The sequence below is a fragment of the Candidatus Poribacteria bacterium genome (assembly GCA_021295715.1).
GTDB lineage: Bacteria > Poribacteria > WGA-4E > WGA-4E > WGA-3G > WGA-3G.
The window spans coordinates 1-12,733 of the sequence record JAGWBV010000054.1 but is presented as its reverse complement, the minus strand read 5'-3'; the positions used below and the strand labels follow the sequence as shown (position 1 = coordinate 12,733).

At 47.5% G+C, this 12,733-nt stretch carries 13 protein-coding genes; 10 read left to right on the top strand and 3 right to left on the bottom strand.

Features of this window, described 5'->3' with window-relative positions; genetic code table 11:
• Window positions 1-18 precede the first annotated feature (18 nt).
• The 4 genes from J4G07_14095 to J4G07_14080 all read left to right on the top strand — a co-directional run bounded on the left by J4G07_14095 (window position 19) and on the right by J4G07_14080 (window position 3,398).
• Window positions 19-306 (top strand): type II toxin-antitoxin system HigB family toxin, encoded by a 288-nt coding sequence (locus J4G07_14095; GenBank protein MCE2415126.1) that lies wholly within the window; start codon window positions 19-21, stop codon window positions 304-306.
• Window positions 307-408: 102 nt separating this feature from the next.
• Window positions 409-624 (top strand): hypothetical protein, encoded by a 216-nt coding sequence (locus tag J4G07_14090; protein ID MCE2415125.1) that lies wholly within the window; start codon window positions 409-411, stop codon window positions 622-624.
• 202 nt (window positions 625-826) lie between these two features.
• Window positions 827-2,113 (top strand): DegT/DnrJ/EryC1/StrS family aminotransferase, encoded by a 1,287-nt coding sequence (locus tag J4G07_14085; protein MCE2415124.1) that lies wholly within the window; start codon window positions 827-829, stop codon window positions 2,111-2,113.
• A 457-nt stretch (window positions 2,114-2,570) separates the two neighbouring features.
• Window positions 2,571-3,398: a hypothetical protein gene (locus tag J4G07_14080; GenBank protein MCE2415123.1), complete on the top strand. Its 828-nt coding sequence runs from the start codon at window positions 2,571-2,573 to the stop codon at window positions 3,396-3,398.
• Window positions 3,399-3,831: 433 nt separating this feature from the next.
• Here J4G07_14080 and J4G07_14075 read toward each other — a convergent pair whose 3' ends face one another.
• The 3 genes from J4G07_14075 to J4G07_14065 all read right to left on the bottom strand — a co-directional run bounded on the left by J4G07_14075 (window position 3,832) and on the right by J4G07_14065 (window position 7,422).
• Window positions 3,832-5,280, bottom strand: a complete 1,449-nt coding sequence (locus J4G07_14075; GenBank protein ID MCE2415122.1) for a sulfatase — start codon at window positions 5,278-5,280, stop codon at window positions 3,832-3,834.
• Between the two features lie 115 nt (window positions 5,281-5,395).
• Window positions 5,396-6,319 carry a UbiA family prenyltransferase gene (locus J4G07_14070; GenBank protein MCE2415121.1) on the bottom strand — a complete coding sequence of 308 codons (924 nt, stop codon included), beginning with the start codon at window positions 6,317-6,319 and terminating at the stop codon, window positions 5,396-5,398.
• A gap of 14 nt (window positions 6,320-6,333) precedes the next feature.
• Window positions 6,334-7,422 (bottom strand): right-handed parallel beta-helix repeat-containing protein, encoded by a 1,089-nt coding sequence (locus J4G07_14065; GenBank protein ID MCE2415120.1) that lies wholly within the window; start codon window positions 7,420-7,422, stop codon window positions 6,334-6,336.
• Window positions 7,423-7,722: 300 nt separating this feature from the next.
• Here J4G07_14065 and ffh point away from each other — a divergent pair, with 300 nt between their 5' ends.
• From ffh to J4G07_14035, 6 genes are all read left to right on the top strand, one after another.
• Window positions 7,723-9,120, top strand: coding sequence for a signal recognition particle protein (gene ffh / locus J4G07_14060; GenBank protein MCE2415119.1), 1,398 nt, complete (start codon window positions 7,723-7,725; stop codon window positions 9,118-9,120).
• Window positions 9,121-9,365: 245 nt separating this feature from the next.
• Window positions 9,366-9,782, top strand: a complete 417-nt coding sequence (rpsP, locus tag J4G07_14055) for a 30S ribosomal protein S16 (protein ID MCE2415118.1) — start codon at window positions 9,366-9,368, stop codon at window positions 9,780-9,782.
• Between the two features lie 150 nt (window positions 9,783-9,932).
• Entirely contained in the window at window positions 9,933-10,196 is a 264-nt protein-coding gene (locus tag J4G07_14050; GenBank protein ID MCE2415117.1) for a KH domain-containing protein, read from the top strand.
• 112 nt (window positions 10,197-10,308) lie between these two features.
• The gene (gene trmD, locus J4G07_14045) at window positions 10,309-11,043 is read left to right on the top strand and encodes a tRNA (guanosine(37)-N1)-methyltransferase TrmD (GenBank protein MCE2415116.1); all 735 of its coding nucleotides are present in this window, start codon (window positions 10,309-10,311) and stop codon (window positions 11,041-11,043) included.
• Window positions 11,044-11,329: 286 nt separating this feature from the next.
• Window positions 11,330-11,674: a 50S ribosomal protein L19 gene (rplS, locus tag J4G07_14040; GenBank protein MCE2415115.1), complete on the top strand. Its 345-nt coding sequence runs from the start codon at window positions 11,330-11,332 to the stop codon at window positions 11,672-11,674.
• A 4-nt stretch (window positions 11,675-11,678) separates the two neighbouring features.
• Window positions 11,679-12,278, top strand: a complete 600-nt coding sequence (locus J4G07_14035; protein ID MCE2415114.1) for a ribonuclease HII — start codon at window positions 11,679-11,681, stop codon at window positions 12,276-12,278.
• Window positions 12,279-12,733 lie beyond the last annotated feature (455 nt).

The following is a 12,733-nucleotide window of genomic DNA, read 5'->3' as shown; positions in this document are numbered from 1 at the left end:
TAGTTCTAAGAAACTCCGATGGAAATTGTTCGGCAAGACCGCCTCATTGAATTTGCACAAAGGCATCCAAATACGCGACCATCACTCACCCGTTGGTATCATTTGGTGCGGGAAAGAAGTTTCAGTTCGTTTGTAGAATTGCGTTCTGTATTTCCTCAGGTCTCTCGGATAGGAAAATTTACAATTTTCAATATTGCTGGTAATAACGCACGCCTCATCGTTTCTATGAGATATGATGAAGAGAGAATCTACATTCGGCATGTGTTAACACATGCCGAGTACGATAAAGGAAAGTGGAAGGAGTAGACTATGGTTCCCAAAACAGAAACCACGCAAGATGTATCTCCAATTGAAACCCCTGTTGCTTTTCACCCGCGAGGCAAATGCAAATTGCAACCGACTGTTGCGATGTTATGTGATTTAATTGACTTCGTAAGCCGAAACGAGACTCATCTACTTGTTTCATTAACAGAAACTGAATATCAACAGCTCGCAGCGCGACTCGACGATTTGCTTGATATAGTAGGGGAGGAAAATCACCCTGTGGCTCCCTTACTGCATTTCGTTGGCACACTTATTAAGAACTATGAGGATGAACACGTTCCCAAATTAACAGAGCTCTAACTATTGGATAACATAGGTAGTTCACAAAGAGGTAAATCCGCTCTCTACTTTCTTGTTTTGGGAAGCGATAGTATCCGCTACCGCGGTTTCGTGAGGTAAATAAATAGTAAAGCGTTAAAGATTTTAGATGCCTAGCGAGTATTACGCGCAATTCCCTTCCACAAGAAGATACTGCCTTCAAAACCTTAGAAGGAGGTCGCTCATGGCAGCAAAACTCGCTATGTATGGTGGTAAACGGACTGTTCCCGACGGATTAATTCAACCGTGGCCAGAGGTTACGCAATCCGATAAGGACGCGATTGCCGAGGTGATCGCCGCCGAAAAAATCACGGAACAGCAACGGATCCAATCTGAAGGTCTCGCAAACGAATGGGCAGAATACATGGATGTCGAGTATTGTATCCCTGTCAACAGCGGGACGGCTGCGTTGCATCTGTGTGTCGCAGGGGTTGGTATCGAACCGGGAGATGAGGTCATTATTCCCGCCTTCACTTTCTGGGCAACAGCCGCCGCTGTTCTCCAGCACAACGCTATCCCCGTCTTTGTTGATATTGACCCCATAACTTACTGTATTGATCCCAACGAAATCGAAGCGAAAATCACGGAGCGGACTCGCGCGATTCTGCCGGTTCATATCCACGGTATGCCCGCCGATATGGACCCGATTTTGGAGATTGCGAAGAAGCACGACTTGAAAGTCATTGAGGATGTCGCGCAGGCGCACGGGGCATATTATAACGGCAAGCTGTGTGGATCCTTTGGCGATGCCGCGGGTTACAGTACGCAAGCCTCGAAGACACTAAGTAGCGGGTGTCAAGGCGGTTTGTTCACAACAAATGACGAGCAAATCTACGAGCGCGCAGCGTTGTTGCAGTATTTCGGAGAAATCGTCGTGCCCGGGCGGGAACGCGAGGAACAGGAATACAACGCTTACGGGCTTGGATGGATGTATCGTGGAGATATGTTCAGCCAGGCGTTCATCCGTAGCCAGCTCAAACGGCTCGACCTGAACAACGCCATGCGGATCCGAAATTGCCATTATCTCACAGAGTGTCTTGATGAAATTGACGGCATTGAAACACCGGTTACGCCAGAAGCGTGTGAACCCGTGTATTACAACTATGTCATTGGTTTCGATCCAGAGGCGTTGGGATTAGATATTCCTGCACGAACCCTGCGTGAGAAAGTCCAAGCGGCATTACAAGCTGAAGGAGTGCCAACAGGACAATGGCAACGTCTCCCTGTGCCGTCTCAAGAGATATTCCAAAACCGGATCGGTTACGGAACAGGTTGCCCGTGGCGATGTAACAATTCGACTGTCGAGTATAAGACGGATGACTATCCGCGAGCCGTTGATTTCATTGATTCGCACTGTTATATCTTTGATGTTAATCCCCCCAACGATATCGAGTTGATGTCCTTTTACGTCGAAGCGTTCCATAAGGTGATGGATCAACTGGATGCCGTGCTTGACGCGCCTGCTTCTTAAAGCCGAGATGTAGTGAATTATCAGAACACATAGCCATTTCAGTAAACTGCAAGTTTGAAAACGTCTTCCAACTGGTAGGCGAGGTTTCATGATGTTTCAGTATTTAAAGCGGTAATTCTAATTTCCTCCATGCCCGGTAGATGCGGTTCCTAACCGCACCATAGGCTTCAATTTTAGAATAATGGGTGTGTTTATCACAACAAGAAGGGCGTTCTCAGGTGGAAACACCTTTCGGATCATCTGTAAAATTCGATGAGAATATAGACTCTTCAGTCCCGTAAGGACGGCATTTGTGTAGCATGCGAGACCCCAAAGATCCAAGCCCCAGCGGGGCGGCATTTGTAGGGACTGATGCGACCAAATACCGTGAAAATCTCTAAATTGACACCTATGAATCCTTGTCTCAGGAACCCAAGATAACATTAGTCCTGAAGTATGAAATGGAGAAAATGCGAAAATGAAACCGACCATCATGATTCTCGGCAGTCATCACATGGCAAATCCAGATGTGGATACAATCAGCTGTGACACACATGATGTTTTAGCCCCCAAAGGGCAGCGCGAACTTCAGCAACTCGTCGAACAACTTGCACGATTCAGACCGACTAAGATAGCTATTGAGGTAGACACAAGCCTTGACGCTAAAATCAATGCACAGTACCAAGATTACCTGAATGGACTTTATCAACAGGGGAGAAGTGAGTTCAATCAAATTTGCCTTCCATTGGCGAAAAAAATGCGACATTCAAAACTCTATTGTGTTGACTGGTTTGAGAGGGTAGACGAGGAGAAAACAGTGGATGTTGAAGCTTTCGCGATGGCGCATAATCAAAGCGAGTTACTGGAAAAAGCCGATGATATGGTTCAAGCCATGGCACAAAAACCTCTCACGACACTCGCAGAACTCCAAGAGAGCGGAAGCCTGACGGATATGATCCATTTTCTTAATCAGGAGGAAACTATTCGTGCTTTACACGAGATTAATACTTTCCCCTCGCTCATACTCGCCCAAATCGGTGTAGCAGACCAATATGTTGGACTGAATTGGTTGTTGGACTGGTACAAGAGAAATCTCAAGATTTTCGTTAACCTCGCGCGGATTATTGAATCTGCCGATGATCGAATTATGTTAATTATCGGTGCTGGACATGTGTTTCTGGTTCAGCAATTTCTTGAGGATTCAGGGGATTATATCGTCGAAAGTCCGCTGAAATACCTAAACCCGAAGGTAGATAATCAACGTGAGTTCGAGGATAAAGATCTATACAAAGATTCAAGATTTTGACACGATCCTCGGTAAATTCTCTTTTATAACCCAAGTTGCTACGAATGGGTTTTGCATGTTTGAAGAACCGGGGTGGCATGTCTATAGAAAATCGTGTGTTCAACCTCTTGCACTCCAGCGGAGTGCTATGTTCATAAGTAGGTGGCAATTTAGGTTTTTATAGTAAAGTCGAAAAATATGTGGACAGTTCGTCAGTGAACAACGACCCTACCACCGCTGGCGAGGATTGTATCCTCGCCTCTTTAGAGCGTCCAAGTCATTATAGGCTTTACTATAAATGTCGATGAGACGCAGTCTACGATCCAACTGTTTTGATTGTTAAGGATGGGAAATTTGAGGTTTTTGAGTAGATAAGCCCTTGTTAAAGCATGCAAAGAGGCTTTAGGTAAAAACGACCTAAAGCCTCTTTTTTTAATTTTAACCCTCGACCGTCTTATTCATCTGAATCGTCAGGATAGTCGATCGACCATTTACCGCGTCCGTCGCCAGAAGGTTCTTCCTTCCAGAGATCAAGGAACTTCTCAGGGGCGTTATGCTCCGTGAGATGCGCCATAAACATTTCATGCAGCTCTTGGACGAGTTCCATGTTATCCGCAGCGATGTTGTTCTCCGCTATCGGGTCTGCGGGTAGATCGAAGAGTTCCGGTCTACCGTATTCACCGACGGGGGCGTATCCCCAGCGGTCGGTTACGAGGAACGGCACTGTTGCTCGACGTGGCACAGTTCCGTCCGGTGCCCCGATATTGCAACCCGTTACGGCGTATTCCCTATGTTGTGTCCCGCCATTACGGAGAGCCTGTGCGAAGGAACGTCCCTCGAACGGTTTCGGTGGATCCAAGGTAACGCCTGCCAATTCACAGAGCGTCGGCATGATGTCCATCGGTTGGGCGATGAGGTCGAGATGTTGTCCGCTCGGCACATCTCCACCGGCAATCAGGAACATCTCATGATTGATTTCCGGATACGTGGGCCAATAGCGTTCATCCTCTGGGTCGATATTGGATTTACCTGTTCTACTGTGTTCGCCGATAGACATGCCGTGGTCAGACAGGACAACAACAAGAGTATCATCCCATAACTCCAGATCTTCCACCTTCTGCAGAACCCGTCCGATGTGCCGGTCGATGAGTTCTGCCTCTCCTGCATAGTGTGCCCAGAGATTGTGCAGTTCGGCATCCGTAAAGAGCGACGACAGACCGTAGTTCGGATGTAGCATCGGCGGACCGGTGTAATCCGGATCGTAGCGTTTGACGAGGTATTCGGGCGGATCCCACGGTTCATGCGGATCGAAGAAATCTACCCAGAGAAAGAAGGGACCCGAACGGTGGTTCTCCTCCAACCATCGGATTGTGGTCTCGGAGGTCCTACCGGAGAACGTCTCCGACTCATATTGGTAGTAGCGATTCGTCCAGCGGTGCGTGTTCGGCAGCGTGTGTCCGCGGAATGACGGGTGCGGGCGTGTCTTCTCATTCGGCATAACGATTTTTATTTCATCGTTGTGGTGAAGAAGTGGTTTGTCTCCTTCCTGTCCACGATGCTGGAAAGCCGCATCGAAACAGTGCTGGAACCGCACGTTAAACAGGTGTGGCGTGTCACAGATAAGCTGTGTTGCGTATCCCTGATCGCTGAGAAGTTGCGAGATGACGCTCCGTCCGCTCAAATCGATGGGCTGCCACGGATAGTGGGGCCACCCGACTGTCGCCGTCATAATATCTGTGCGGTGTGGCACCGTCGGGAAACTACTCATATAGAATTTGTCGATAGCAGTGGCGCGTTCTGCCTCAAATCTATCCAACATCGGCGTGCGAATCGGACGTCTTGCCCGCTCGCCGAGATTGTCATACCGAAAGGTATCGGTGATCAGTAAAACAATATTTTTCATATCTTTAATTATTAACCTCACTATGATTACCCCGTTGGGGCGACCATCGGTTTTTTGTTAGGTTCTTATCTCTTGAAGAGAATGAGACCTAAGTTTTCTTGAGATAAGTCACGCCTTAAACCTCTTGGCGCGTTGTTCTTAACAAAAGTAGTGTCGCGAACAGCAACGGCACGATGACTGCCGCGGAAACGGTGATTGGGACCAGGGCTCCGATGAGACACGGAAAAAAGAGAATTGAGCCGACCATCGAGCCTTTCAGCGCGAGATAGCCATTCTTCTCGTTCGGTTGCAGATAGAGTGAAATACGGGTGCCAACGGTGGCGATGATGCCTAAGATTACCCAAACGATATAAGATTTATGGAGATCTGGCTCCAACCAATACGGCAAAAAGGCGATGGCAAAAGCCAGCACTGTAGCAACCGCTGAGAGGAAAAGTGCCGGGCGAATACCAATCTGGAGTGGAGTCGTTACGATGCCGAGTGCTTCATCCCGCGAGATGTCTTTGAAGGTCGTGGTGATATGTGTGCCGAAGTCGTAAAGTGTTGTGGCGGCGAAGGCATACCATACCAACCGCGGCACACTCCCGCTTACTGCCAATGCCCCGAAGACGCTTAGGAGTCCAATTCCCAGAGGCAGCGTGAGACTCCCTAAGATCCCTTTCGCTTTAAAAATAGCGTTGTAGAGATGCGAGATAGCGACTAAACTCATCACCAAAATGCCGGTGCTAATATTGAGCCAGAAACCGCCGATGACACATAACCCGTAGATAACACTCGCGGGGACAATCGCCTGCTGCGGGGACAATCGCTGCGAGGGAAGCGGACGTTCTGGATTCGTCTGCGAGTCTGTTTCGTGGTGAAAATAGTCGTTCTTTATCATTCCCGCGAAGTAGCCGCAGAGTGCAATTACCAGTGCTGCCGCGACGCGCCGTGTAAAATGTCCGTCACTGGCGATGAGCGCGCCGGGGAGTGTTGCGACTATCGGGATCGCGAAAAGCGGATAGCGGATAAGTTCGAGATAGGCTTTGAAGCGGTTCATCTATCGACGTTCCATTAGAAATTTTCGCGGGGCACACCGGCTTCTGTTACCGGAGAATTTCTCGGTTCAAATGCTTCGTCTACACCGTAAAATTGATCGCTCTGTGTTCCGGTGCCGAGTTCGGTGATGTTAGGTCCAATCTGTTTATTACCCTGAATAAAGTTGTCCCGGAGCCTACCACCGTCGTAGACTGCCCAACCGACGTTCAACGTTATGTTATTCGAGACGATCTCTGGGGATGCAGTCGAATAGCAGACGATAGCGTTCTCGTAATTGGCGCGAAGTATATTATACTGGATACGAGGTCGAGCATCATCTTCGCATATAATTCCGTAATTGTTAGCCGTGAACTCGTTGTATTCTACATCCGATGACGCGCTTCCACGGAATTGTGTGCCTGTGCCGTTCCTATTAAATTCGTTGCTCGTAATGGTTGGACTGGTATTTTCAGATAGCACCCCTGTGTTGTTTTCGCTGAATAAACATCTTTCGATTTGGACGGCATCTGTTCGGCATGTAATACCAGCCGTTGCGTGTTGGATACGACAATATGTGAGTCGGCTATTCGGACTATCGGCTTCGATCCGAATTCCCGCCCAATCTCCCGCTTTTGGGGGATCGGCAGTTGTGGTTTTCTGGACCCCAGTGCTGGTGCTTTCTTCCATCCCCATTGTCCCGAAATCTGATGTCACTGGTGTCAAGTGCGTCTCTGTTTCAGGGGGTTGGTCGTCCTCGCGCAATTTTCCCAAGGAACCGAAAACAATCATCCTCTCTGGTGAGCCTTCTGCATAAAGCTCACCATGCACGATGAGGTGGCTTGGCGTATCTATCGGTTCAAAGCCGACAATAGTGCCTGATCGGATCGTCAACGTGATACCTTTAGGGACAACAAGCGTGTCAGTTATATAGATACGTCCGTCCCATACCTCATTTTCTGTCAGTTCACCGGATTTCTCTATGATTTCTGAAGTGCCGCCTACATCGAGGTTGAATGTTTCGCCTTGGCATCCGCAATAGAGAACAGTTAAAGCACAGATAAGAGGGATGAGGAGATAGCGAAACGGAAATTTATGCTGCTGCTGTGTGAGGGTTGCTATTTTCATAACCATAATTTTAGCATAGACATGGGTTTAGATCAAGTGTGAAAAAAGTGTTGGAAATCGGAACGCCTCTATAGAAGAACTGAGTGCCTCTATGAAAAAAAGTTTGACATCAGGCGTAAAATTTGCTATAATTGTATAATCAGGTGTTATGTTGTCGTTACGCGGATTTACAAATCAGAACTTGTGTCGATTTGTAGACATTTTGGTCGTTTTAGATAACAGAATCCATAATTACACATTTTAGGACCGAGCGCGGTGCCAAAAGCACATCTCATTCCTACGAAAAAGGACGCATGAACAATGTTTGAAAGCTTGAGTGATAGGCTACAAAACACTTTCAAAAGACTCAAGGGACAGGGGAAGTTAACAGAGAACAATATCTCTGATACCCTCCGTGAGGTGCGTCGTGCTTTTCTTGAAGCGGATGTTAACTATAAAGTTACGCGGGAGTTTATAGAGCGAATTAAGGTGCGCACACTCGGACAAGAAGTACTCGGTAGCCTGACACCAGAACTGCAAATTGCTCGAATCATTGGCGAAGAACTCACCCAATTGATGGGTGAAAAAGCCGAAAAGATCCAGATCGCACCGGGCGGTCCAACAATCGTTATGCTCGCAGGATTGCAAGGTGCCGGTAAAACGACTGTCGCGGCGAAATTAGCACTTAGATTTCGCAAAGAGGGGCGTAACCCCTTACTTGTTGCCGCGGATGTGTATCGACCTGCCGCTATTAAGCAGTTACAAGTTCTCGGAGAACAGACAGAGACACCGGTATTCTCAATGGGGACAGAGGTCTCTCCTGTTAACATTGCTGAATCATCTGTCAAGGAAGCTGTAGCACACGGACATAACTGTGTCATTATTGATACTGCTGGACGTTTACACGTTGATGATACCTTAATGGGTGAACTTCGGCAGATTAAAGAACGGGTTCAACCGACAGAGATCCTGCTTATCGTTGATGCGATGACCGGGCAGGACGCCGTGAATGTCGCTGAGAATTTCAATAGTGATTTGGAGATTGATGGTGTTATTCTCACGAAAATGGATGGCGATGCTCGTGGGGGGGCTGCGCTCTCTATTCGGCATGTCACACAGAAACCGATTAAGTTCATCGGTGTCGGTGAAAAAATTGAAGCCGCAGCGTTAGAAGAATTTCATCCCGAACGGATGTCTTCGCGTATTCTCGGACAGGGCGATTTCCAAACTTTGCTTGAAAAAGCGGAAGAAGTTTTCAGCGAGGATCAGGCAAAAGAACTTGAACGTAAACTCACAGAGAACAAAGGTTTAGATTTTGACGATTTTCTCACGCAGCTGGAACAACTTAAAAATATGGGACCCTTAGATCAATTGATGGATCTGATGCCCTTTAAGAATCAGTTGCCTGTTCAAAACCTTACACCCGACGAAAGCCATTTGCGAACCGCGAAAGCGATCATCCATTCAATGACACTTGAGGAGCGTAAGAATCCCCGGATGTTGGATAGAAGTCGAAAGCTTCGCATTTCCAAAGGCAGTGGAACAACAGTAAATCAAATAAACATGCTGGTTTCGCAGTTGCAAATGATGAATCGTATGCTAAACCAGCAGGCGGCGATGGCGATGCCAAAGATGGGACGGAAAGTGGGGGCTCTGCCGGGTTTAAAACGGCAGACATCGAGGAAGCCACGAAAACGGAAACGCCGCAAATCACGATAGAGCAGTTAAATAGCAGTCAGCAATCAGCAAGAGGGGCTTCTTAAACGAATACCTCTTTACTGACGGCTGAAAGGGTTTTCGGATGAAGTTAAATAAAATATTTGGGTAATTCCATGTTCCCCCAGACCCGGTAGGGTCTTTCACCCTAACCGCACCAGGCATCGGTAAAAATTACCCGATTAAATTCTTAATCTTCATGAGAAAACCCGACTTGATGGCTGATAGCCAATCCAAGGAGGTATTTTTTGGCAGTTAGAATTAGATTACAACGACACGGTAGAAAGAAACGTCCTTTTTATCGACTTGTCGCGGCGGATGCACGTGCCCAACGGGATGGCGTGTTTTTGGAACGCCTCGGTCATTACAATCCTATGACGGAGCCCGCTGATATTGTCATTGATGAAGAGAAAGCCTTAAAGTGGTTACGGCGGGGCGCGCAACCTTCCGATACCGCAAAGCGATTACTCACCATGCACGGGATTTTGATGAAATTCGAGTACGAAAAATTAGGAAAACCCATGCCGGGGAGTGAAGTCGTCGAAGAAGTCGAAAAAACGGAGGAAGTCGAACCTACAGAGACGCAGGACGAAACGTCTGAAACGGACACCTCGTCCGACGAAGCAACACCCGATGAGGAAACCCAGGAGTCCGAAGAAAAGTAGGACCCGATTCAACGCCTTCTGGGGATACAGACTGTAGAATAAGCAGTCAGTGGTCAGCAAGAGGGTGTAATTTCACCAGAATACCTCTTAACTGACGGTCTCCGAAGACTGACAGCCGATAGCCATTCTTCTGAAATCCGAAAGTCAACTATGTTCAAAGATTTGATTGAATACATCGTAAAATCTCTCGTTGATTATCCCGACCAGGTGGTCGTTCGTGAAGTAACTGGCGAAACGGTCGTTATCGTTGAGGTGACTGTCACAGAGGAAGATCTGGGGAAGATTATCGGTAGATATGGGCGAACGCTTAAAGCGATAAGAAGTGTCCTCTATACCGCGGGGTTGCAAGCCAACAAAAAGGTTATTCTCGAACTGATTGAAAACCCGAAATCAGACGCGGAGATTAGAGAATAGCAATCAGGACGAAAAACCTGTCAGGTTTTCCTTTCAGCACTCAGCAGTCAGAAAAGACCTTAGAACTATCGACCTCTCTTTAACTGATGGCTGAAAGCCGAAAGCCAATATAATGCGAATTGATGTTCTTGCCCTGTTTCCAGAGATAATCGCGCCAGCGTTGAACACCGGCATCCTCAAGCGTGTTCAGGACGCCGATAAACTCACTGTCAATCTCTATAACCTACGGGATTGGGCAACCGATAGACATAAGTCGGTTGATGATTATCCTTATGGCGGTGGCGCGGGAATGATTCTTAAGCCGGAACCTATTTTCGCAGCGATCGCGACGTTGAATCCAGAAACGAATGCAAACGTTGTCTATTTGACACCACAAGGGAATCCCTTAACGCAAGCGGTTGTGGAGTCCCTCTCCTTGGAAACACACCTCATTCTTTTGTGTGGACGCTACAAAGGCGTTGATGAACGGGTGCGCCACCGGTTGGTGACAACTGAGATTTCTATTGGTGACTATGTGTTGAGCGGTGGGGAAATTGCTGCGCTCGTTTTGATTGATGCGATTGGGCGTGTCCTTCCCGGTGCCCTCGGCGATTACGAGTCAGCACATGTCGATTCGTTCAGCCATGAGTTACTCGACCATCCACACTATACGCGACCTGCTGAATTCGGGGGTAGCACTGTCCCTGAGGTGCTTTTGAGTGGTCATCACGAGAATATTGAGAAATGGCGGTATGCGGAGGCACTCAAACGGACAGCAGCGTGCCGCCCGGATCTACTTCAGAGATTGGAGTTGAGCGAAGAGGATATAGCGATTCTCAGAGCAGCAGGATTATGGAACGAAAATTAATGAGAGAACTAAGCCTGCAACAACGGGGCAGGCGGCTCTTGGGAAAGGTGCGTTAAAGTTCTAACCTACATCGTTTACCCGCAAGGAAAAATTAAAAATCAGCACTTATATTAACCCAAGTTGCTACTCACACATTCTGAACGTTTTAATAGGGTTTTTCAGACATTTCCCCACCCCGTAGGGGTGATATGTCTATAGAAAACGGTATATTCCGGCCCACCGCACTCCGTAGGAGTGCTATGTCAATAAGGTGGCTTGGGTTATATTATCTAAGGAGGAATTAGAGATGAATTTAATTGAATCTGTCGAAAATCAATATGTGAAGAGTGATATTCCTGAGTTTGGTCCTGGGGATGTAGTCAAGGTGAATATTCGTATCCGTGAAGGTCAGAAAGAACGCATTCAGGCGTATGAGGGCACCGTGATCCGCCGTGCCCATGGTGGATTAAAGGAGACGTTTACGGTTCGGCGTGTGGCATTCGGGGCTGGAAGTGAAAGGACTTTCCCTCTCCATTCTCCTAATATTGAAAGCATTCAGGTGATTCGATACGGTGCTGTTCGTCGCGCGAAGTTATATTACCTACGCGATCGGACCGGAAGAGCTGCCCGCGTCAAAGAACGTAGAAGATAACCTGATGGAGATGAACGTTTTTGAACTCGCATGCCAACAAAACGGCTACAAACAGATTGCTGGCATTGACGAGGCGGGTCGAGGTGCATTGGCAGGTCCCGTCATTGCCGCAGCAGTCATTTTACCAATCAATTGCGGCATTAAAGGGTTGCGAGATTCAAAGCAGTTGTCTCCGAAGCAACGTGCCTCTCTGTTTAACGAAATCCATGACGTTGCTGTATCCATAGGTGTCGGTTCCGTTAATCATCGCCTTATTGATCGTTTGAATGTTCTTCAAGCGACGCTTTTGGCGATGCGAGAGGCGGTTGAAAAACTGACCCCATCCCCGGATTACTTGCTTGTTGACGGCTTGAATTTACCTGACGCAGGAATTGAGGGTGAAGCAATTCCGAAGGGCGATAGCAAAAGTTATTCTATTGCCGCAGCCTCTATTGTCGCCAAAATCACTCGGGACCGGCGCATGGTTGAGTTGGATCGCACCTATCCCAACTACGGATTTTCGCAACACAAAGGGTATCCCACATCCCAACATCGACAGGCGATTTCCGAGTTTGGCGCATCGGATATCCATCGTCGCACCTTTAAACTCCTTCCCGACGCTTGAACCGTTTACCGAACTCCGGTATAGAACCCCCGATTTTCAATTGTAGGTATAAGACTCTCCTCGTTTATCACACCAAGTGTTCCTTTTAATTTATACTATAGTTTGGACAATTTCCGTTGGGTTCCTGCTCGGTTTTCAAAGCATTTCTGATTTTTCTGAAAGTTTTTTACGTAAACACAACTCACACGAAAATGAACTTGATCCACCAAAGGTCAGCCCCAACGGGGCGGCATGTCTGTAGAAACCGTGTATCCGCAAGTGCGAAGCCCCAGCGGGGCGGCATTATAGAGTCAGTCTTATAGGGGAGGGGCAAGTATTTCTATCGGTCTCAACCTATCCTACGAGAATTCTTAAAATTGTCCAAAGTTTAGTAATTCTACGCCTTGTGCTAATTGTTTTTCCTTGATTTGAGAGCAGATAGGTTTTGTTTTTCTGTGAATGTATCCACCCTTATG